Source organism: Stenotrophomonas sp. TWI602, assembly GCF_039674045.1.
In the GTDB taxonomy this organism is placed as follows: domain Bacteria; phylum Pseudomonadota; class Gammaproteobacteria; order Xanthomonadales; family Xanthomonadaceae; genus Stenotrophomonas.
Genome location: NZ_JBDJMT010000007.1, coordinates 79,292 through 99,825 on the forward strand (window position 1 = coordinate 79,292; position 20,534 = coordinate 99,825).

Here is a 20,534-nt window from a genome sequence, read left to right on the forward strand (position 1 = left end):
GGCCTGCGTGTGCTCACTGGCGCTCAGTGACCGCTTTTGCGGGTGCTGCTCTTGCTGTTCTTCGCCGCGGCGGGCGCCTCGGCCGGTGCGGCGTCGTCTGCCTCGGCATCGGGCTCGGTCGCCATGCGCTCGGCGATCTGTTCCAGCCCGGCACTGACCCGCATCAGGCCCCAGTTGCGGGTCGCGCGCACATCGCAGGCCACGTGCGTGCCGTTTCCATCCTTGGCGCAGATCGAGGCCATCTGCTCGGGCAGCGCCTCGTCACCGGTGTGTTCGTAGACGCTGGCCAGGTTCTCGCAGCCCTCGCGTACCCCGGCGGCGCAGAGCTTGAGATAGAACGGCGCCGCCTCGGCCCAGCGGTTGCGCAGCGCCAGCTGGTGACCGGCGGCATTGCAGCCCTGCAGCTTGCCGGCCGCGCAGCACGCCTGCGCACCGCCCTCGCGGCCCAAGGTCGGGCAATCCTGCGGCAGCGGGGTTTCGACGAAGACCACCGGCGCGCTGCACTGCTGCGCCTCGCCGGTGCGCTCGTAATAGCTGAAGCGGTTCCAGCTGTCCATGCCGATCAGGTTGCCGTTGGCCAGGCGCTTGAACACGAAGTCGTCGCCCTGGTCATGGCGCACACGGATGTCGCCATCGACCAGCCGCGCGCGCAGCTTGCCGCCGAAGCCGCTGTCGAGCATGCCGCCATCGCCGAACGGCAGATGGTCCATCAGGCCCTGGCTGGCGACATAGCTGCCGCAGGGCAGGGCGGTGGCTGCCACCGGGGTCAGTGCCTTGGCCTCCAGCGTGGCCAGCGGCGCCGCACGCTCGCAGGCGCGCGGGTCCTTGCCCAGGGTGCACGCCCGCTGCAGTGCATCGCGGGCCGGGATCAGGCGGCCGGCGTCCCACAACGCCTCGGCAGCGTTGGCGCAGAACGTGCCGCCGGTCTGTGCCCGGCACAGGGTGGTGATCTCATCGAGCTGTATGGCCGGCAGCGGTGACGCCTTGGCTGCGCTGAGCCCGCCAAGCAGCGCCTTGGCCAGCGCTTGCCCCATCGCGTCGCGCGCGGCCTCCAGACAGGCAGCCTGGTCGTACTGCGTGGACGCAGGTTTGCAGACCTCCGGCTCGGGCAGCTCCGGCGCATCGTCCCGGGTCGCCGCCAGCGTCCTGGCCTCGCGCGCTTCGGACTGGAAATTGGCCAGCAGACGCTTGCAGGCGGCCGGCACATCCTCCCGACACCATTGACGCAGGCGGTCGTTGCTGGCGAAGAGCGTGTCGTTCAGGCAGGTGCCGATCTCGGCCCGGCACGATGCCGCCGGAAAGACCGTCGCGCGGCGGCAGGTGGCCGCCTTCTGCAAGCGGTAGTCGTTGAAGCGGTCACTGAGCAGGCGACCGCCCTCCTGCACGTTCAGCGAGCTGACGCCGCCGTTGTCCAGGTCGGCCAGCTTCAGCTCGTCGCCGAGGCGGCTGAGGAGGTAAGGCTCGGGCGCTTGGCCGGGAATCTGCCGCACCCCCTCGTTCGCACTGTGCAGGGTCAATGTGGTGCCGCTGTCCTTGGCCACGAACGTGCCACAGACCATGGCCTGGGCCGCCGCCGGCAGGCTGACCGCCGTGAGCAGGGGGAACAGGGTCGCGCGCCAGCCATGGCGGCGCAGAAGGGGGAGGGAAACAGTCACACGATCATCCTTGCAGGTCGTGCAGCGCACCGTGGCGCTGCGGGAAACAGGTCAGCGGCGGAACAGCGCACGTACATCGGCCGCGCACAGGCGCACGATCAGCCAGCCCTGCAGTACCGCGAAGGCCAGCGCGGTGATGCCGGCAAGGCCGCTGCAGATCACGCGCTGGACGCGCAGCTCACTGCGCAGCTTGAGCAGTTCGATCGACAGGGTGTCACCGGGTATCTGCGCCAGCAGGTGGCGGAATGCGTCATCCAGCAGCCACGCGGCGACCACGTTGAGGACGGCGGTGACCGCCAGCAGCACGATGAACAGTGCCCATGCCCAGCGCCAGCGACGCAGCATGCCCCAGCATGCGGCAACGCCCAAGAGGCTCGACACGCACAGCAGCACGTTGGCCAGCACCGGGTGGGTGAGCAGCCAGCGCAGCGAGCCAGGCAGCCAGTGCAGGTCCTCATCGGCCAGTAGCGCCTGCAGCGCCTCCGAGCCTGACAGGGGGATCGCAATCAGGGCCAGTACCCCCCACATCGCGGCCGTGACCAGGCAGACCAGCAGCACGGACTTGAGCAGGGGGGCGAGAAACGCAGGCGCACCCTCCCTGCTGGGGCGGGGCGTGCAGGAAGGCAATTGCGGGGGAAGCGAGGCTGACATCCGGTGTCCTGGTTGGGCAGGCCGCGACGTCTAGGTCCCAGCCACCGCGTTCGCGGCCGCGGGCAGGATATGGTCTGCGCTCAGCGGTGCCAAGCAAACGCCATGCGGCGGGCGCAGCGGCACCCAGGCCAGTTCGGCGATTTCCGCCTGTGCGCGGGGCGAACCGGTCACCGTCACCAGATAGGCGTGGGCCCGTACGCGGTGTCCGGCTTCGTGCACCGCCCAGGCCTCGAACCGGCCCAACGGCACGGCACTGGCGGGGTCCACCGTGACCCCGAGTTCTTCTTCCAGCTCGCGCGCCAGCGCGGCCAAGGGCGCTTCGCCGGGCTCGGGTTTGCCGCCGGGCTGGATGAAGGTGTCCGAGCCGTGCTTGCGCACCACCAGTACGCGGCCGTCGGGATCGAAAACGACCGCGGCGACGATATCGATCGTCGCCGCGGCGTGCTGCACGTCAGTGGGCACCGACGTCATCGCTGGATTACTTCAGGTTCTCTTCGAACAGCTTGAGGATGCGCTTGTACTGGTCCAGCCAGGAATCGGCACGCACATAGCCGTGGCGTTCCAGCGGGTACGGCGCGATCGACCAGTTGTCCTTGTGCAGTTCGATCAGCTTCTGGGTGAGGTTGACCGAATCCTGGAAGAACACGTTGTCATCCATCATCCCGTGCGCGATCAGCAGGTGGTCCTGCAGCCCGTCGGCGTACTCGATCGGCGACGATTTGCGGTACGCCTCCGGGTCGATGTCCGGGGTGTTGAGGATGTTGGCGGTGTAGCCGTGGTTGTACTGGTGCCAATCGACCACCGGGCGCAGCGCGGCACCGGCCTTGAACGTGCCCGGCGAGCGGAACAGCGCCATGAAGGTCATGAAGCCGCCATAGGAACCGCCGTAGATGCCGGCGTGGTCACGGTCGCCCTGCTTGGTGGCGACCAGCCAGTCCAGGCCGTCCTTGTAGTCTTCCAGTTCCGGGTGGCCCATGTTGCGGTAGATCGCCGTGCGCCAGTCGCGGCCGTAGCCGGCGCTGCCGCGGTAATCCATGTCCAGCACCACGTAGCCCTTCTGCACCAGCAGGTTATGGAACATCTGCTCACGGAAGTAGGCCGGGTACTGCTGGTGCACGTTCTGCAGATAGCCGGCGCCGTGCACGAACATGGCGATCGGGTACTGCTTGCCCGGCTCGAAGGTCTCCGGTCCGTAGTACTTGGCCCAGACCACGCCCGCGCCGTGCTTGGACGGCACCTGTACCAGCTTGGGCTGGATCCACTCGCGCGCCTTGAACTCGGCCGTGCGGGTGTCGGTCAGCACCTTGGCCTGGCCACCGGCAGCGGGCACCACGGCCAGCTGGGTCGGCAGGTAGGCGCCGGAGTAACGCACCAGCAGCTGCTGGCCATCCGGGGACAGCGAGAAGTCTTCCACGCCGTTGAGCGAGGTCAGCTCACGCACCTGCTTGCTGGCGGTGTCGACCGCGCACACTTCGTAGTCGCCCGGCGACTGCTGGTTGCACAGGAAGTAGAAGCCGCGGCCGTCGGCGCTGGGCACCGGCATCGAGCTTTCCCACTTGCCGCCGGTCAGTGCCTGCGGCTTGGCCGTGCCCTGCTGGGTGTACAGGTGCGAATAGCCGGATTCTTCGGACAGCAGCCACAGCGTGCGGTTGTCGTTGGACCAGCCGAAATCGTTGAAGCTCCAGTTGATCCAGGCGCTGTCGGTCAGGCGATGACGCGTCTCCAGCTTGGCGCTGGCCGGGGTCACGCTGGCGATCCAGCGGTCCTTGTTGTCGTTGGCGCGCAGCATGATCGCGGCCTGCTGGCCATCGGCGCTCCAGCGGATGCCGGGCGCGCCGGGGCCACCGAGTACTTCCACCGGGCGGTTGCCCTTCAGGGCGTCCTTGCCGGCGGCCTTGCGCAGCGCGGCCAGCGGGTCGGTGCCGATGCCCGGCAGGCCGTCCAGCGACAGCGGCTTGACCGTGCCGGCGACGGCATCGACCAGCCACAGCGCGTTCGGCTCCGGGTCGTTGCGGCCCACGCGGGTGCGGGTGTCCTCGAACTCTTCGTAACCCGACTCGGTCACGTACTTGGGCATCTTGCCGCCGCGGCCTTCATCGAAGCTCTTCGGCTTGGTGACCACGATCAGCGTGCGCGCATCCGGCGAGAGCACGCTGTCGACGATCTCCACATCCGCGCCCAGATACACCGGGCCCGGTGCGCGGGTGCCATCGGCGCGACGCCAGCTGGCTTCCTGGGCCTTGAGTGCCTCGCGCTGGGCGCGATCGTTACGCAGCGTGGCCAGGGTGCGCAGCTGCTGCTCGCGCAGGGTATCGGCCTTGGGCGCGTCGTCCGGATTCTTCTCGGCCTTCAGGCTGGCGACCTGCTGCACGCCGGCGGCGGCGGTCCAATGGAACCAGTTCTGGCCGGTGCGCCAGATCACGCCGCCGTCGCGGGCGAAATTGACCGCGCCGGACTTCTCGGTGCTGCGGGTCAGCTGGGTCAGCGCGCCGCTGCGCAGGTCGCGCACGAACACATCGCCATTGCGCACGAAGGCCGAGCGCTGGCGCGCGCTGTCGTAGACCGGGCTGTCCACATCCAGGGTGCCGCGCTGGTCATCGCCAACCTGTGCGGCCACGCCGCCGGCCACCGGCTGGCGGAAGGTGTCGCGCACCGGGCTGCCGTTGCGCTTGAGCTGGTACTCGACCTGCTGGCTGTTCCAGGACCACCACGCGCTTTCGACCGGCGGGCCGATCCAGTCGGGGTCGGCCATGGCCTGCTCGATGGTGATCGGCGTGGGCGCCGCGTGGGCGGTCCCGCCGAGGGCGGCGAGCAGCAGCAGGGACAAAGGCAGCGTTCTGGGCATTGCGGGCGGCACCGTAGTAGAAAACCCGGCAAGCGTAGCAGCCGCAAGGACCGCAGGAAGGGGCCACAGGTCATGGGCGTGCGCTCATGCGGAAGGCAAACGGTGGTCGGTGGGTCGGGCGCTGGGCCCCCATACCCTTGGAGGCGAAATAAAGGAGGAGGGGGCGGCCGCAGGCCGACGCCGGGGGACATTCGCCGGAAAGGGTATGGGGGCCCAGCGCCCGACCCACCTGCGACAAAGTGAAGCAGCGCGTCACCGGGTCGCATGTGCCTTTCACGGATACAGGCCCAGACTGGTGCGGATTTCAGAAGCCAGTCGGAGGCGTCTCTTGGACGCGTTGTTGTTGTCCCGGATCCAGTTCGGGTTCGTCATCAGTTTCCACGTGCTGTTCCCGGCCTTCACGATCGGTACCGCCAGCTGGCTGGCCTTTGTCGAATCGCGCTGGCTGCGCACCGGCAATCCGGTCTGGCGCGAGCTGTATTTCTTCTGGCAGAAGATCTTCGCGGTCTCCTTCGGCATGGGGGTGGTCAGCGGCATCGTCATGGCCTTCCAGTTCGGCACCAACTGGCCCCGGCTGAGCGAAGTCGCCGGCACGGTGATCGGCCCGCTGCTGACCTATGAAGTGCTCACGGCGTTCTTCCTGGAAGCCAGCTTCCTGGGCGTGATGATGTTCGGCTGGGGCAAGGTCTCGCCGCGCCTGCATTTCTTCTCCACCTGCATGGTGGCGCTGGGCACGCTGGTCTCCACGTTCTGGATCCTGTCCTCCAACAGCTGGCTGCAGACGCCGGCCGGTTACGCGATGGTCGATGGCATCGTGCACCCGCAGAACTGGTGGCAGATCGTCTTCAACCCGTCCTTCCCGTACCGCTTGGCGCACATGGCCCTGGGCTCGTTCATCACCACCTGCTTCGTGATCGGCGGCGTGGGGGCGTGGTACCTGCGCAAGGACGTGCACCGCGAAGCCGGCCGCAAGATGCTGCTGGCGGCGGTGGGCTTCGCCGCGCTGACGGTGCCGGTACAGATCTTCGTCGGCGACATGCATGGCCTGAATACCCTCAAGCACCAGCCGATGAAGATCGCGGCGATGGAAGCGCACTGGCATTCCGAAGGCGAGGGCAAGGGCGTGCCGCTGGTGGTGTTCGCGGTGCCCAATGAAAAGGCAGAGCGCAACGATTACGAAATCGCGATCCCGCGCCTGGGCAGCCTGATCCTCACCCATTCGCTGGAGGGCACGTTCGATCCGCTGACCTCGGTGCCAGCCAGCGACCGGCCGCCGGTGGTGCCGGTGTTCTTTGCGTTCCGGGTGATGGTCGGGCTGGGCACGCTGATGCTGCTGCTGGCCTGGGTCTCGGCGTTCCAGTGGTGGCGCGGCAAACTGCTGCAGTCGCGCTGGCTGATCCGCGGCTGGAACTGGATGCTGCCCAGTGGCTTCATCGCGCTGATCTCCGGCTGGTTCGTGACCGAGATGGGGCGGCAACCGTGGGTGGTCTATGGCGTGCTTCGCACCGCCGATGCCGTGGGTCCGCAGAGCGCGTGGATGACGGCGCTCTCGCTGGGCGTGTACATCGTCGGCTATGCGTTCGTGTTCGGCTGGGGCGTCTGGTACCTGGTGAAGATCATCCGCACCGGTCCCAAGCCGCATGACCCGGCCCCGGCCCTGGATGCCGGCAGCCACACCCCGGCGCGGCCGCTGTCCGGTGCCGATGAACCGCTGGAGGAGCGCTGAGATGGAGATGACGACCTGGCTGCCGGTGGCATGGTTCGCGGTGATCGGCTTTGGTGTGCTGATGTACGTGGTGCTGGATGGCTTCGTGCTTGGCATCGGTATCCTCGCGCCGATGGCCGAGGATGAAGAACAGCTCGACATCATGATGAACACCGCCGCCCCGATCTGGGACGGCAACGAAACCTGGCTGGTGCTGGGCGGGGCCGGGCTGATGGCGGCCTTCCCGAAGGCCTACGCGGCGCTGCTGTCGGCGCTGTACCTGCCGGTCCTGTTGCTGGTGGTCGCGCTGGTGTTCCGCGGCGTGGCCTTCGAATTCCGCTTCAAGGCGCACCGCTCGCGCAAGCTGTGGAGCGTGGCATTCGGCCTGGGCTCGCTGCTGGCCGCCTTCGCGCAGGGCGTGATCCTCGGCGCACTCGTGCAGGGCCTGCAGGTCGTGGATGGCCGCTATGTCGGCGGCGCCTTCAGCTGGTTCAGCCCGTTCTCGATGCTGACCGGCGCAGCCGTGGTGTTCGGTTACGCGCTGCTCGGCAGCACCTGGTTGATCCTCAAGACCGAAGGCCGCGAGCAGACCTTCGCACGCACCTTGACCCGCCCGTTGGTGGTGGCGGTGATCGTGTTCATGGGCTTGGTGAGCGCGTGGCTGCCGTTCCTGGATTCGCGCCTGATGGCGCGCTGGTTCAGCGATGGCAACTTCTGGTGGCTCTCGCCGGTGCCGTTGCTGACGTTGGCGGTCGCCACCGCGCTGTGGCGCAGCGCGATGCATCCCAAGCGCGATCTGCCGCCGTTCCTGTTGACGCTGGCCCTGTTCATCCTCGGCTTCATCGGCCTGGTGCTGGGCATGTGGCCGTACCTGCTGCCGCCGAGCATGACGTTGTGGCAGGCCGCGGCGCCGGCCTCGTCGCTGAGCTTCAGCCTGGTCGGGCTGGTGATCCTGCTGCCGGTGATCCTGGGCTATACGGCCTGGTCGTACCGGGTGTTCCGCGGCAAGGTGCGGGCGGATGTGGGGTATCACTGAGGAAAGCACGGTGGCTATTCCCGGTTCCGTGCGCGCGAGGGCGGTCAGACCCTGCCGGGACGCGCCGTAAACCCATCCCTGGGGGCTCGACGGGCGCCATCCATGGCGCCCGACGGTCCCGGCAGGGTCCGACCGCCCTCGCCCTGAAAGGTCTGCGTCGTCGGTGGGAAGAGTCAACCGCATAAAAACGGGTCAAGAGCAGCCGACCAACGGTCGGCTCTACCCCAGCATGAAAGCTGCTTGATTGATCAAGAAGAAACGTCAGGCGGCCGATTCGACCTGCCGTTGATCTTTCCGATGCGCACCAGCCAACTGTCGAAGGGGCGGTGTGGGTGGGGTGGCGGGACCATGTGTTGCCATGGATGGCAACACATGAGCTTACAGGGACGTACTTGCAGCGGGTCCCGACATCCCACCCACACCGACCCAGGCCAGGCACGCCCGGCAGACCAAGGCTGTTGACTCAGCCGTGCAGCCCCTCGATCTCCACCAGCAACTCCGCCCGGCACACCTCTGCATGCAACACCACGAACGGCGGGGCCGTCGGCAGCGCCGCCATCTGCGCCGCCACCGCGGCCATATCCTCCGCGCGCCGCACATACACCTTCAGCACCGACGTCGACCCCAACGCCGGTGACAGCGACGGCCGCTGACCGCGCGCCGTATCCACCAGACTCTGCAGATTCGTCAACGTCTCCCGCAACTGCTCATCCACCGCCCCCGTGTGCTGCGACACATGCCCCACGATCGCCGCCGTCCCGGACTGCAGCAACGGCAACCCCGTTGCCAACGGCGGCAACAGCGCCCGCGAAAAACTCGGCGACTGCGGCCCGTACTGGCGTGGATAACGGAACGCGCTCACCTGACGCGGATTCTCCAGCGGCAGGCCCGGCTCGCGGGCTGCCAGCCAATACACCTGCAGCCGGCGCTCACCGTCGAAGCGGCCAATGCAGGTTGCCGCCGGCAGTGCGGCTTCATCCAGTTCCCGCAGGCCCCGCACGCGGCCCACGCAGAAACGTCGGTAGCGTTCATCGTCGCCATCGCCCTCGGTCACTGCGTCCAGATAGTTCCAGGTGCGCAGCAGATGCGGATAGCCGCAGCGCGACAGGAACGCGCTCATCCGCGCATAGGCCTCGGCTGCGGCGGACTCGATATCGCTGTCGACCTCGTCAATCTCCAGCACCCCGAACAGCAGGCTGTCGGTGTGCGACCAGCGCACCCCATCGGTGGTGCCGTGCGCGACCGGCGTGCCGCCACGCCAGACCTCGATCTGCGCCGGACCCTGTTCGGCCAGCGGGACCTGCAGCCAGCGCGGGTCGTCCAGCGCGGCGTGGCGCAGGCCGAAGCCGAACACCGCCAGCGTCTGCGGGTCGGCCAGCGCGGCATCACGGTGCGCCGCCGGGGCGTAGGCGACATGGAACCACGCAGGTCCGGAGGAAGGGAAAGCGATTGCCGGGGACGTTGCGTGGTCGATCGTGTTGCTCATTTCAGAATGTGAATGCTGCCAGTGCCGAGAGTGTCATGATAGCGTGCGCTCCTTTCTCGGCACCGCGTCCGGCGCCGGACGATGTCGATGACAGGCGCGGTCCGGCTGGCATGGGGAGCCGATCCGCGTGGCCACCCTGGCTCGTGCCCGTCCTGGTACCCATCCATCATGTTGGCGTGAATGATCGAGTTTTCAGTAGTGGATTGGTCGGCCTGGGCGCCAGGCATCACCACCCGGGAGCAGTGGCAGGCGTGGGCAGAGGCCCCTTGGCTGCCGACCGGTGAGGACACGCCGGCGCTGTCCGAAGTGCCGGCCATGCAGCGCCGCCGGATCGAGCGGCTGGGGCGCATGGCGATCCAGACCGCGTGCTGGTGCGAGCAGCCCGACGACGGTGGCCAGGTGCCGCTGGTGTTCGCCTCGCGGCATGGCGACGTGGCCCGTTCGATGGAACTGCTCAATACCCTGAGCGCAGACCAGCCGATGTCGCCAACCGGCTTCGGGCTGTCGGTGCACAACGCGATCGCCGCGCTGTATTCGATCGCCCGCGGCCATCGCGGCAACTATCTGGCCCTCGCGGCCGGCCGGGCCACGGTCGAGACCGCCTGCATGGAGGCCTTCGGCCTGCTCGCCGATGGCGCGCCCGAGGTGCGACTGGTGGTCTATGAATCGCCCTTGCCACCGATCTACGCCGGCTTCGCCGACGAGCCCGATCCGTTCTTCGCCTGGTGCTGGCGGCTGGGACCGGCCGACGGTCCGGGCACCCGGCTGTCGCTGGGTTGGGGGGCAGGCGGCGAGGATCGCCCCTCCGACGGTCTGCCGCATGGCCTGGAAGCCTTGCGTTTCCTGCTGGCCGGTGCGCCTTCGCTGGGGCTGGAGGCCGATGGGCAACGCTGGACCTGGCAACGCCATGGCTGAGCGCTGGCCGGCCCGGATCAACCATGCCTGGCGGGTGCTGGGCACGGGGCTGAGCTTTGCCGCCTTCGGGCTCGGCGGGCTGGTGCTGGGCGGGCTGCTGTTCCTGTCGCTGCTGCTGATCCGCGACCCGGTGCGCCGGCGCGTGCTGGCGCGGCGCCTGGTCCAGGGCAGCTTCGCCACGCACGTCGGCCTGATGCGCCGGCTCGGGCTGATGACCTATGAGATCCGCGGGGGTGAGCGCCTGCAACGCAACGGCCTGCTGATCCTGGCCAACCACCCGACCCTGATCGACGTGGTGCTGCTGATCGCCCAGCTGCCCAATGCCGATTGCGTGGTCAAGCAGGCCGTGGCGCGCAACCCGTTCATGCGCGGCCCGGTCCGCGCGGCCGGCTATGTCTCCAACGACGACGGAGCGGGCCTGATCGATGACTGCATCGCGGCGGTCCAGGCCGGCGGCAACCTGGTCATCTTCCCGGAGGGCACCCGCACCGTGCCGGGACAGCCGCTGCGCCTGCAGCGCGGGGCGGCCAACATCGCGGTGCGGGGCCGGCTGGACATCACCCCGGTGCGGATCACCTGCACCCCGCTGACCCTGACCAAGGGCCAGAAATGGTATCGTGTGCCATCACGGCGATTTCACGTTCAGCTGGAAGTCGGGGAGGATCTCCCGATTGCCCCGTTTCTGAACGAGACCGGCGATGCGCCCAGGGGGGATGCCTTGGCGGCCAGGCGTGTGACCGATCATCTTGCCCATTACTTCGACTTCGCTGGAGACCCGACCCGTGCAGGCACTTGAGCACGAGATCAAGGAATTGATCATTTCATCGCTTTCACTGGAAGACATCACTCCCGAAGACATCGATTCCGCCGCGCCCTTGTTTGTAGAGGGGTTGGGCCTGGATTCGATCGACGCGCTGGAACTTGGATTGGCCCTGCAGAAAAAGTACGGTGTCAGCCTGTCAGCCGATTCGGAAGAGACCCGTCGCCATTTCTCCAGCGTGCGTGCCCTGAGCGAGTTTGTCGCCGCACGCCAGCCGTCCTAACGGCGCGTCAGGATTTACCCATGACCAAGAACGAACTTTTCGAGCGCATCGTCAAGATCCTCAAGGACAGCTTTGAGATCGAGCCGAGCCGTATCACGCCCGCCGCGCGGCTGTATGACGACCTGGACATCGACAGCATCGACGCGGTCGACCTGATCGTGCAGCTCAAGCCGCTGCTCGGCCGCAATCTGCAGCCGGAAGCGTTCAAGCAGGTGCGCACCGTGCAGGACATCGTGGATGTGGTGCACGGGCTGTTGCCTGGTCAAGCGGCCGCCTGACGGCCATCGCTGAAGACTGACCATGGTCCGGGTACGCGTCGCGGCGTTTGCGTTGCTGTCGCTGGCATACCCGCTGGTGGTCTACCTGTCGCTGGGCCGGTTCGAGCCGCGCTGGTTGTCGCTGCTGCTGTTCACCCTGGCCGCGCTGCGCGCGCTGACCACCCGCCAGGCGGTGTGGTGGGTGGCCGCACTCGGCACCGGTGTGCTCGCCCTGGTGGCTACGGCCTTCAACGAGGCCCTGCCGCTGAAGCTGTACCCGGCGCTGGTGAACGCGGTGATGCTGGTCATCTTCGCCACCAGCCTGCGCTTCGGGCCCAGTGCCGTGGAGCGCCTGGCGCGGCTGAGTGAGCCGGACCTGCCGCCGTTCGCCGTGATCTATACCCGTCGCGTCACGTGGATCTGGTGCGGCTTCTTTGTTCTCAACGGAAGTCTGGCCCTGGCCACGGCGCTGTGGGCGTCCAACCAGGTCTGGGCGTTCTACAACGGATTGTTGGCCTACGTGATGATGGGTGCTCTGTTTGGCGGGGAATGGCTGGTCCGGCGACGGGTCAAGGCGGCGCATGCCCATGGCTGAGTGGATCGCACTGGACCGGTTGGCGCTGGCCCCGCGCCCGGGCCGCATCGTCGGCATCGCCGGCGACACCGTGGTGGAGCACCCGCAGTTCCGCGCGCAGGTACTGTGCTGGCAGCAGGCGTTCGCGCGTGCCCCCGGCACCGACTGGGCGCTGTATTTCGATGACACGCTGACCTTCGCCGCCGCCCTGTTGGGGGCCTGGCATGCCGGCAAGCGTGTGTTCCTGGGCGGTGACAACCTGCCGGCCACGCTGGAAGGACTGAGCCCGCGCGTGGCCGGGTTCGCCGGCGACGTGCCGGCCCGGTATGCGCCGCTGCAGCCCGATGCGGCGGCCGATCCGGAGCAGGTGCTGCAGCCGTTGGACGACGCGGCGCTGGAACTGGTGGTGTTCACCTCCGGCAGCACCGGCGCGCCGAGCGCCATCGTCAAACGCATGCGCCAGCTGACCCGCGAGGTGGATGCGCTGCAGGCCGCCTTCGGCGAGCAGTTCGACGGCGCCCAGGTGCAGGGCACGGTCTCGCACCAGCACATCTACGGGCTGCTGTTCCGGGTGCTGTGGCCGCTGGTGGCCGGACGCGCGATCCAACCGCGCCGGTTCTTCCACGAAGACCTGGTCAGCGCGCTGGGCGGCCAGCCGTCGGTGCTGGTGGCCACCCCGGCCCATCTCAAACGCCTGCCCGAGCAGCTGGACTGGTCCTCGCTGGGCGGTCAGCTGCGCGCGGTGTTCTCCTCTGGCGGTCCGCTGCCGACCGAGGCGGCGCTGCAGGTGCGCGCCTTGATGGGCGTGGCCCCGACCGAAGTCTTCGGCAGCAGCGAAACCGGTGGCGTTGCGTGGCGGCGCTGGAGTGCAGCGCGGCCGCAGTGGCATCCGTTGCCCGGCGTCGCCTGGCGGATCGAGGAGGGCTGCCTGGCGGTCCGCTCGCCGCACCTGGCGAGCGAAGACTGGTGGCTGACCCAGGACCGTGCCGTGGCCGATGACGGCCACAGCTTCCGCCTGCTCGGCCGCGCCGATCGCATCGTCAAGATCGAAGAGCGGCGCGTCTCGCTTGATGCCCTCGAGCAGCAGCTGCGCGCGCACCCGGCCGTGCAGGAGGTGCGCGTGCTGGTGCTGCCGGGCGCGCGCGAACAGCTGGCCGCCGTGGTGGTGCCGCAGGCGACGGGCGCCGCGCAGTGGGATGACGCCGAGCGCCGCCGCCAGGCGCAGCAGCTCAGCGCGCATCTGGCCCGCAGCCATGACGCGGTGACCCGGCCGCGCCGCTGGCGCTTCATCGACGAACTTCCCTTCAATGCGCAGGGCAAGGTCACCGCCGCGGCACTGGCGGCGCTGTTCCGCCCGTTGATGCCGATGGCCGAGTGGCAGCAGCGCGATGACACCACCGCGTCGCTGCAGTTCGTTCTGGATCCTGACCTGGTCGCGTTCGACGGGCATTTCCCGCAGGCGAAGATCCTGCCCGGCGTGGTCCAGCTGGACTGGGCAATCCACTACGGCCGTAGCGCCTTCACGATGCCGCCGCGGTTCGTACGGATGGATGCGGTGAAGTTCCAGCACGTGGCGCGGCCGGGCGACTGCCTGCAGCTGAGCCTGGGTTGGGACGCGGCCAAATCGGCGATGAGCTTCCGATACGTCTCCGACCATGGCGTGCATGCCAGCGGCCGGGTGGTGTTCGGCGATGCATGATGACACCGGTAGTGGCGTGAGCAGGCCGGCCTTCGCCCCGTTGGTGGTGATCCCGGTATACGACCACGCGCATGCGATCGGCGCGGTGGTGCAGGGCGTGCTCGCCAGTGGCCTGCCGTGCCTGCTGGTGGACGATGGTTCGCATCTGGACTGCGCACGGGTGCTCGATGCCCTGGCGCACGCGCACGCACCGCAGGTGACGCTGCTGCGGCTGCCGGTCAACCAGGGCAAGGGCGGCGCGATGCTGGCCGGCTTCGCCGAGGCCGCGCGTCTGGATTACAGCCACGTGCTGCAGATCGATGCCGATGGCCAGCACAACACCGGTGACCTCCCGCGCTTCGTCGCGTTGTCGCAGGCGCAGCCGGACGCGGTGATCTGCGGCACGCCCGCCTACGATGCCAGCGTGCCCAAGGCGCGCCTGTACGGCCGTTATGCCACGCATATCTGGGTCTGGATCAACACACTGTCGCTGCAGATCCGCGACTCGATGTGCGGCTTCCGCCTGTATCCGCTGGCGCCGGTGACGCGCCTGATCGGTGAGGAAACCATCGGCCGTCGCATGGATTTCGACAGCGAGATCCTGGTGCGGTTGTTCTGGCGCGGGGTCAAGGTGATCAACGTGCCGACGGCCGTCACCTATCCTAGCGATGGCGTCTCGCACTTTGATGTGTGGCGCGACAACGTACGCATTAGCCGCATGCACGCGCGCCTGTTCTTCGGGATGCTGTGGCGCGCGCCGCGGCTGCTGTGGCAACGCCTCGCAGGTCCTCGCCCATGACCACGCCTGCACCTGGGAGCGCCCCGCACTGGGCCGACATCGGCGAGTCGACCTCGGCCGCCGGCGTGCTGTTCCTGTGCTGGGTACACCGCTGGTTCGGCCGTTGGCCGTTCCGCCTGTGCGTGTATCCGGTGGTGCTGTGCCACTGGCTGACCAACCGGCTCGCGCGCGAGTCTTCGTTGCAGTATCTGCAGCGTCTGCAGGCGCACACCGGCGTGTTTGCCACGCCGCCGGGCCGCTGGCAGAGCCTGAAGCACTTCGCGCTGTTTGCCGACACCATGCTCGACAAGCTGCTGGGCCTGGGCGGCCGCTATCCGCCCGAGCGCATCTATCTGCAGCGTGACCTGGTGCTGGACAGGATCGCGCGCCGCGAAGGTGGCCTGATCCTCACCGCGCATATCGGCTGCCTGGAGTTGTGCCAGGTGCTGGCCGAGCAGGTGCCCGGCTTCCACATCACCGTGCTGGTGCACACCGCGCACGCGCAGCGTTTCAACCGGCTGATGCAGCGGCTCGATCCGCTGGCCTCGGTGGAACTGCTGCAGGTGACCGACATGGGCCCGGCCACCGCCGTCGAGCTGCAGCGCCGGGTCGAGGCGGGGGGCTTTGTGGCCATCGTCGGCGATCGCGTGCCGCTGCGCGGCGGGCGCACGGTACCGGCCTCGTTCCTCGGCCACACCGCGCAGTTCCCGATCGGCGCCTATGTGCTCGCTGCGGCGCTGGCCTGTCCGGTCTACACCATGGCCTGCCTGCATCATGGCCGAGGCTACCAGGTGCGCTTTGAACAGTTCACCGATCGCATCGTATTGCCGCGCGGTTCGCGTGACGCCGCGCTGACCGCGCAGGCTGAACATTTCGCCCGGTGGCTGGAAGTTCAGGTCACCCAGGCACCCTTGGACTGGTTCAATTTCTTCCCCTTCTGGGATCAGGCATCTCATGGCAAGTAAGGCCGATCAGGCACCCTCCGTCCGCTTCGGCGATGCGCCGCTGACCATCGAAGACGTGGTCGCGCTGTCGCAGCGCCAGGCCCAGGCCGTCGTCACCGACGATGCGGCATTCACCGCGCGCATCCAGCGCGGCGCGGATTTCCTTGATCGCCTGCTGCGCGAGGATGGCGTCATCTACGGGGTGACCACCGGCTACGGCGATTCGTGCACGGTGAACATTCCGCCGGCGCTGGTGGCCGAGCTGCCGCACCACCTGTTCACCTACCACGGCTGTGGCCTGGGTCGTTTCCTGGATCCGCAGGAGACCCGTGCGGTGATCGCTGCACGCCTGGCCTCGCTGGTGCGTGGCATGTCCGGCGTCAGCCATCCGCTGCTGCAGGGCCTGGCCACGCTGCTGCGCCACGACGTGCTGCCGCTGATCCCGGCCGAGGGTTCGGTCGGTGCCAGTGGCGATCTGACCCCGCTGTCCTACGTGGCTGCGGTGCTGTGTGGCGAGCGCGAGGTGATGTACCAGGGCGCGCGCCGCGCGGCGGCCGAGGTGCTGGCCGAGATCGGCATGACCCCGCTCCGGCTGCGCCCCAAGGAAGGCCTGGCGATCATGAACGGCACCGCCGTGATGACCGCGCTGGCCTGCCTGGCCTATGACCGTGCCGATTACCTGACCAGGCTGGCCACGCGCCTGACCGCGTTCAACGTGCTGGCCAGCGACGGCAACGCGCACCACTTCGATGAAATGCTGTTCGCCGCCAAACCGCACCCGGGGCAGACGCAGATCGCCGCGCGCCTGCGCCAGGACCTGCACAGCGATCGCCCGCCGCGCAACGAACAGCGGCTGCAGGACCGTTACTCGCTGCGCTGCGCCCCGCACGTGATCGGGGTGGTGCAGGACGCGCTGCCGTTCTTCCGCCAGCTGATCGAAACCGAACTCAACAGCGCCAACGACAACCCGCTGATCGATGTCGAGGGCGAGCGCATCCTGCACGGCGGCCATTTCTATGGCGGCCACATCGCCTTCGCCATGGATGCGCTGAAGAACACCATCGCCAACCTGGCCGATCTGCTTGATCGGCAGATGGCGCTGGTGGTGGATGCGCGCTTCAACCACGGTCTGCCGGCCAACCTGTCGGCCGCCACCGGTGAGCGTGCCGCGATCAACCATGGCCTGAAGGCGCTGCAGATCAGTGTCTCGGCGTGGACCGCCGAAGCGCTCAAGCAGACCATGCCGGCCTCGGTGTTCTCGCGTTCCACCGAATGCCACAACCAGGACAAGGTCAGCATGGGCACCATCGCCGCGCGCGATTGCCTGCGCGTGATCGAACTGACCGAACAGGTCGTCGCCGCGCTGCTGATCACTGCCCGCCAGGGCATGGCCCTGCGCGAGCGTGTCGGCATGAAAGCGACGTTGCACGGCGATCTGGCCGCGATGTACCAGGACCTGTCCGAGCGCATCGCGCTGATCGAGGAAGACCGCGCGCTGGATGGCGAGCTGCGCGCCCTGCTGGACGATATCCGCGCACAGCGCTGGGAGTTGTATGTCCACGCCTGATCTGAGCTTCGAGGTGACGCTGTCGCCGGCCTTCCATGACTGCGACGCCATGGAAGTGGTCTGGCACGGCAACTACTTCAAGTATTTCGAGATCGCGCGCTGCGCACTGCTGCAGCGCCACGATTACGACTACCCGCAGATGCGCGATTCGGGCTACCTGTGGCCGGTGGTCGATGCGCGGGTCAAGTACATCCGGCCGTTGCTGTACGGCCAGGCGCTGCGCGTGCGCGCCACGATCACCGAGTGGGAAAACCGCCTGAAGATCGCCTACGACATCGTGGATGCGGAAAGCGGTACCACGCTGACCCGCGCCCACACCATCCAGGTCGCGGTCGACGCGGCCACCAATGAAATGCTCTACCTGTGCCCGCCGGTGCTGTGGGAGCGTCTGGGAGTGCAACCGCAATGAACCGTTTGCTGCGCACGCTGTGCGTGCTGGTGATGCTGGCCGTGGTCGCCCCGGCGCTTGCCGCCACCGATGTGGAGGCCGTCAAACAGCGCGTGGCCAAGGTCGACGTGCTGCGTGGCGAGTTCACCCAGGAGAAGCAGGTCGCCGGCTTCAAGAATCCGCTGCGCTCGCAGGGCCGCTTCGTGCTGGCCCAGGACCACGGGGTGATCTGGACCACGCTCAAGCCGTTCCCGTCCGAGGTGGTGGTCACCCGTGACCGCATCCTCAGCCGGCAAAGCGATGGCAGCAGCCGGGTCGAACTCGATGGCCGCCAGCAGCCGGCGATGCGCTCGGTCAACGCGATCATGTTCGCGCTGATGAGCGGCGATGCGCAGGCGCTGTCGGCGCAGTTCACGGTCAAGGTCGAGGTGCTGCCTGGCAACGCCTGGAAAATGCAGCTGACCCCGCGCTCGGCGATGCTCGGCAAGGTGTTCGCGCAGCTCACCCTGAGCGGCGACCGTTACGTGCGCGAGGTCCAGATCAACGAGGCCAACCAGGATGTCACCCGCATCCATTTTGCCGGCATGAGCGATACGCCGGCCACGCTGAGCACCGACGAGGGTCGCAGGTTTGAATGACGTGCTGACCTCGAACGGTCGCCTGCAGCGCCTCTGGCGCTGGCTGGCCATCGTTTGGCTGCTGGTGCTGGTCGGCCTGGGCGTGCAGCAGTGGCAGCTGTGGAAGAGCGAATCGCGGATCGACACCGACATCCTCGCGCTGCTGCCGCAGGACGCGCATGATCGCCTGCTGTCCGATGTCACCCGGCGCATCGCCGATGCCAATGCGCGCCAGATCGTGGTGCTGCTGGGCAGTACCGATGCGGCGCAGACCAAGGCGGCCGAGGCGGCCTTCCGCGATGCCATCAAGGCAGAGCGGGGCGCTGCCCCGCTGCTCCAGGAGAGCGGCTCGATCGAGGGCTGGTTCGATCAGGCCCGCGCGTTCTATGCACCGTATCGCGACCGTCTGCTGACCAGCGCACAGCGCGAGCGGCTGCAGAACGAACCCACCCAAGGCCTGGCCGAGTCGGCACTGGCGGCGCTGTACGGTCCGATGGGCGCACCGCGCCTGACCGAGTGGCGCCAGGATCCGCTCTCGCTGTGGCCGCAGTGGTGGCAGGAACGCGCGCTGGGCTCGGGCCTGCAGATGGGCGACGACGGCCTGCTGGAGGCCGATGGCAAGCATTGGTCGATCGTGCAGTACGACACGGTCGGTTCGGCGTTCCAGCTCGATGGTGAGCGCCATATCGATCTGCTGCTGGACACCGCTGCCGAAGCCGCCGCCAGGCAGGCGCCTGGTCTTGAGGTGCTGCGCGCCGGTGTGCCGCTGCATGCCGAGGCGGCTGCGGTGCAGGCCAATTGGGAAATCAACACGATCGGCTGGGGCTCGCTGGCCGCCGTGCTGCTGCTGGTGTGGCTGGCATTCCGCTCGCTGCGCCCGATCCTGCTGGTGGCCGCCTCGCTGCTGATCGGCTGCGGTGTCGCGCTGGCGGTGACGGTGCTGGTGTTCGGCAAGGTGCATGTGCTGACGCTGGTGTTTGGTGCGTCACTGGTCGGTGTTGCCGAGGACTACGGCATCCACTGGTTCGCCTCGCGCCAGGCGGAGCCGGCTGACCGTCGCTGGAAGCTGCTGCGGCATCTGCTGCCGGGCCTGTGGCTGGCGTTGCTGACCAGCGCGCTGGCGTATCTCGCGCTGGGGCTGGCCCCGTTCCCGGGGCTGCGCCAGATGGCGCTGTTCTCGGTGGTGGGCCTGGCCGCCGCCTTCCTGACCGTGATCTTCTGGTTCCCGTGGCTGGATGGCGGCGAAATCCGTCGTACCGGCTTCGCCCGCTGGCTCGGCGCCACGCTGGAGCGCTGGCCGCGCCTGCATGGGCGCAAGGCGGCGATGTTCCTGGGCGTGGTGACGCTGCTCTCGGCGATCGGCATCGCGCGCCTGCAGACCAACGATGACCTGCGCAGCCTGCAGTCGTCGCCACCGGAGCTGATCGCCCAGCAGATCCGCATCAGCCAGATGCTGGGCATGCCCAGCCCGGCGCAGTTCTATCTGGTCCAGGGTGATACCGCCGAGCAGGTGCTCGAGCGCGAAGAAGCGCTGATCGACCGCCTGCGCGTGCTGGAAGCAGACAAGCAGATCGGCGGCTACCGCGCGATCAGCGATTGGCTGCCTTCGCAGAAGCGCCAGCATGCTGATGCCGCGCTGACGGCCAAGGTCGAGCCGCAGGTGCTGGCCCGGGTCGGAGAGGCCGTGGGCGAGCCATTGCTGCGCCCGGCCTATGCCGCGCAGGATCTGCAGGCCGAGGCCTTCCTCGCATCGCCGGCGGCGATGCCGTTCCGCCACCTGTGGCTGGGGACGGTCGGGCAGGGCGTGGCCTCGGTGGTGATGGTCGATGACCTCTCCCGCGCCGATGCACTGGCTGTGCTGGAAGCACAGGCCAAGGGCATTGATGGGGTGCGCTGGGTCGACCGTACCGCCGATTTCTCGCAGCTGCTCAAGCACTATCGCAAGCTGATGAGCGGCTTGCTGCTGATCGGCATCGCGCTGGTGTTCGCGGTGCTGTACTGGCGCTACCGCGGGCAGGCCTGGCGCGTGCTCGCCCCGACCCTGGTTGCCGGTGCGCTGACGCTGGCCCTGCTGGGCCTGTTCGGGCAACCGCTGCAGCTGTTCAACGTGCTCGCGCTCATGCTGCTGCTGGGCATGGGCATCGACTACGGCATCTTCCTGATCGAGCACCGCGGCGATGCCAGTGCCTGGCTGGCCGTGTGCGTCGGCGCGGCCAGTACCTGGCTGTCGTTCGGCCTGCTCGGGCTGTCGGCCACGCCGGCGCTGCGCGCGTTCGGTCTGACCCTGTTGTTCGGCATCGGCCTGGTCTGGCTGATTTCGCCGCTGTTCCGCCCACCACCGCACGACGCCCCGCACTGAGCGACCGCGTTTTTCCTTTCATGCACTGATCAAGGA

General features: G+C 68.0%; 19 protein-coding genes. 14 read left to right on the plus strand and 5 right to left on the minus strand.

Annotated features, from left to right (window positions below; genetic code table 11):
* Positions 1 to 23 precede the first annotated feature (23 nt).
* The 4 genes from ABE483_RS09530 to ABE483_RS09545 form a co-directional block, all read right to left on the minus strand.
* Positions 24 to 1,655: a hypothetical protein gene (locus tag ABE483_RS09530; RefSeq protein ID WP_346481580.1), complete on the minus strand. Its 1,632-nt coding sequence runs from the start codon at positions 1,653 to 1,655 to the stop codon at positions 24 to 26.
* A 51-nt stretch (positions 1,656 to 1,706) separates the two neighbouring features.
* On the minus strand, positions 1,707 to 2,213 hold the full coding sequence (locus tag ABE483_RS09535; protein WP_346481581.1) for a hypothetical protein: 507 nt from the start codon (positions 2,211 to 2,213) through the stop codon (positions 1,707 to 1,709).
* Between the two features lie 123 nt (positions 2,214 to 2,336).
* On the minus strand, positions 2,337 to 2,756 hold the full coding sequence (locus ABE483_RS09540; protein WP_313212585.1) for an NUDIX domain-containing protein: 420 nt from the start codon (positions 2,754 to 2,756) through the stop codon (positions 2,337 to 2,339).
* Positions 2,757 to 2,784: 28 nt separating this feature from the next.
* The gene (locus ABE483_RS09545) at positions 2,785 to 5,151 is read right to left on the minus strand and encodes a S9 family peptidase (RefSeq protein WP_346481582.1); all 2,367 of its coding nucleotides are present in this window, start codon (positions 5,149 to 5,151) and stop codon (positions 2,785 to 2,787) included.
* A 328-nt stretch (positions 5,152 to 5,479) separates the two neighbouring features.
* Between ABE483_RS09545 and ABE483_RS09550 the strand changes: the two genes are divergently transcribed.
* Positions 5,480 to 6,877 carry a cytochrome ubiquinol oxidase subunit I gene (locus tag ABE483_RS09550; RefSeq protein WP_313212569.1) on the plus strand — a complete coding sequence of 466 codons (1,398 nt, stop codon included), beginning with the start codon at positions 5,480 to 5,482 and terminating at the stop codon, positions 6,875 to 6,877.
* Position 6,878: 1 nt separating this feature from the next.
* On the plus strand, positions 6,879 to 7,892 hold the full coding sequence (gene cydB / locus ABE483_RS09555; RefSeq protein ID WP_313212568.1) for a cytochrome d ubiquinol oxidase subunit II: 1,014 nt from the start codon (positions 6,879 to 6,881) through the stop codon (positions 7,890 to 7,892).
* A gap of 463 nt (positions 7,893 to 8,355) precedes the next feature.
* On the opposite strand, the gene ABE483_RS09560 is transcribed toward cydB, so the two are convergent.
* Positions 8,356 to 9,378: a pteridine-dependent deoxygenase gene (locus ABE483_RS09560; RefSeq protein ID WP_313219298.1), complete on the minus strand. Its 1,023-nt coding sequence runs from the start codon at positions 9,376 to 9,378 to the stop codon at positions 8,356 to 8,358.
* Positions 9,379 to 9,558: 180 nt separating this feature from the next.
* Between ABE483_RS09560 and ABE483_RS09565 the strand changes: the two genes are divergently transcribed.
* Genes ABE483_RS09565 through ABE483_RS09620 form a run of 12 tightly spaced genes read left to right on the plus strand, consistent with a single transcriptional unit; the run spans position 9,559 to position 20,498 of the window.
* Entirely contained in the window at positions 9,559 to 10,293 is a 735-nt protein-coding gene (locus tag ABE483_RS09565; protein ID WP_313209528.1) for a beta-ketoacyl synthase chain length factor, read from the plus strand.
* Positions 10,286 to 11,089: a lysophospholipid acyltransferase family protein gene (locus tag ABE483_RS09570; RefSeq protein WP_313209526.1), complete on the plus strand. Its 804-nt coding sequence runs from the start codon at positions 10,286 to 10,288 to the stop codon at positions 11,087 to 11,089. The genes ABE483_RS09565 and ABE483_RS09570 overlap by 8 nt, the downstream gene beginning before the upstream one ends.
* Positions 11,076 to 11,336: a phosphopantetheine-binding protein gene (locus ABE483_RS09575; protein ID WP_019185497.1), complete on the plus strand. Its 261-nt coding sequence runs from the start codon at positions 11,076 to 11,078 to the stop codon at positions 11,334 to 11,336. The genes ABE483_RS09570 and ABE483_RS09575 overlap by 14 nt, the downstream gene beginning before the upstream one ends.
* A gap of 20 nt (positions 11,337 to 11,356) precedes the next feature.
* Positions 11,357 to 11,614 (plus strand): acyl carrier protein, encoded by a 258-nt coding sequence (locus ABE483_RS09580; RefSeq protein WP_019185496.1) that lies wholly within the window; start codon positions 11,357 to 11,359, stop codon positions 11,612 to 11,614.
* Positions 11,615 to 11,636: 22 nt separating this feature from the next.
* Positions 11,637 to 12,188 (plus strand): hypothetical protein, encoded by a 552-nt coding sequence (locus ABE483_RS09585; protein WP_088433443.1) that lies wholly within the window; start codon positions 11,637 to 11,639, stop codon positions 12,186 to 12,188.
* Positions 12,181 to 13,866: an AMP-binding protein gene (locus tag ABE483_RS09590; protein WP_313209510.1), complete on the plus strand. Its 1,686-nt coding sequence runs from the start codon at positions 12,181 to 12,183 to the stop codon at positions 13,864 to 13,866. Before ABE483_RS09585 ends, ABE483_RS09590 begins: the two co-directional genes overlap by 8 nt.
* Positions 13,859 to 14,644 carry a glycosyltransferase family 2 protein gene (locus ABE483_RS09595; protein ID WP_313219303.1) on the plus strand — a complete coding sequence of 262 codons (786 nt, stop codon included), beginning with the start codon at positions 13,859 to 13,861 and terminating at the stop codon, positions 14,642 to 14,644. Before ABE483_RS09590 ends, ABE483_RS09595 begins: the two co-directional genes overlap by 8 nt.
* On the plus strand, positions 14,641 to 15,588 hold the full coding sequence (locus ABE483_RS09600; protein WP_313209506.1) for an acyltransferase: 948 nt from the start codon (positions 14,641 to 14,643) through the stop codon (positions 15,586 to 15,588). The genes ABE483_RS09595 and ABE483_RS09600 overlap by 4 nt, the downstream gene beginning before the upstream one ends.
* On the plus strand, positions 15,578 to 17,134 hold the full coding sequence (locus ABE483_RS09605) for an aromatic amino acid ammonia-lyase (protein ID WP_313209504.1): 1,557 nt from the start codon (positions 15,578 to 15,580) through the stop codon (positions 17,132 to 17,134). The genes ABE483_RS09600 and ABE483_RS09605 overlap by 11 nt, the downstream gene beginning before the upstream one ends.
* Positions 17,121 to 17,543 carry a thioesterase family protein gene (locus tag ABE483_RS09610; RefSeq protein ID WP_313219306.1) on the plus strand — a complete coding sequence of 141 codons (423 nt, stop codon included), beginning with the start codon at positions 17,121 to 17,123 and terminating at the stop codon, positions 17,541 to 17,543. Before ABE483_RS09605 ends, ABE483_RS09610 begins: the two co-directional genes overlap by 14 nt.
* Positions 17,540 to 18,160, plus strand: a complete 621-nt coding sequence (locus tag ABE483_RS09615) for an outer membrane lipoprotein carrier protein LolA (RefSeq protein ID WP_346463428.1) — start codon at positions 17,540 to 17,542, stop codon at positions 18,158 to 18,160. Before ABE483_RS09610 ends, ABE483_RS09615 begins: the two co-directional genes overlap by 4 nt.
* Entirely contained in the window at positions 18,153 to 20,498 is a 2,346-nt protein-coding gene (locus ABE483_RS09620) for an MMPL family transporter (RefSeq protein WP_346481583.1), read from the plus strand. Before ABE483_RS09615 ends, ABE483_RS09620 begins: the two co-directional genes overlap by 8 nt.
* The last annotated feature ends 36 nt before the right edge of the window (positions 20,499 to 20,534 follow it).

Bases quoted from the DNA above. Each gene is read 5' to 3' on its own strand.
- ABE483_RS09590 (WP_313209510.1), top strand. From the start codon at position 12,181: ATGGCTGAGTGGATCGCACTGGACCGGTTGGCGCTGGCCCCGCGCCCG.
- ABE483_RS09545 (WP_346481582.1), bottom strand. From the start codon at position 5,151: ATGCCCAGAACGCTGCCTTTGTCCCTGCTGCTGCTCGCCGCCCTCGGC.
- ABE483_RS09565 (WP_313209528.1), top strand. From the start codon at position 9,559: ATGATCGAGTTTTCAGTAGTGGATTGGTCGGCCTGGGCGCCAGGCATC.
- ABE483_RS09600 (WP_313209506.1), top strand. From the start codon at position 14,641: ATGACCACGCCTGCACCTGGGAGCGCCCCGCACTGGGCCGACATCGGC.
- ABE483_RS09585 (WP_088433443.1), top strand. From the start codon at position 11,637: ATGGTCCGGGTACGCGTCGCGGCGTTTGCGTTGCTGTCGCTGGCATAC.
- ABE483_RS09560 (WP_313219298.1), bottom strand. From the start codon at position 9,378: ATGAGCAACACGATCGACCACGCAACGTCCCCGGCAATCGCTTTCCCT.
- ABE483_RS09580 (WP_019185496.1), top strand. From the start codon at position 11,357: ATGACCAAGAACGAACTTTTCGAGCGCATCGTCAAGATCCTCAAGGAC.
- ABE483_RS09595 (WP_313219303.1), top strand. From the start codon at position 13,859: ATGCATGATGACACCGGTAGTGGCGTGAGCAGGCCGGCCTTCGCCCCG.
- ABE483_RS09605 (WP_313209504.1), top strand. From the start codon at position 15,578: ATGGCAAGTAAGGCCGATCAGGCACCCTCCGTCCGCTTCGGCGATGCG.
- ABE483_RS09610 (WP_313219306.1), top strand. From the start codon at position 17,121: ATGTCCACGCCTGATCTGAGCTTCGAGGTGACGCTGTCGCCGGCCTTC.
- ABE483_RS09570 (WP_313209526.1), top strand. From the start codon at position 10,286: ATGGCTGAGCGCTGGCCGGCCCGGATCAACCATGCCTGGCGGGTGCTG.
- cydB (WP_313212568.1), top strand. From the start codon at position 6,879: ATGGAGATGACGACCTGGCTGCCGGTGGCATGGTTCGCGGTGATCGGC.
- ABE483_RS09615 (WP_346463428.1), top strand. From the start codon at position 17,540: ATGAACCGTTTGCTGCGCACGCTGTGCGTGCTGGTGATGCTGGCCGTG.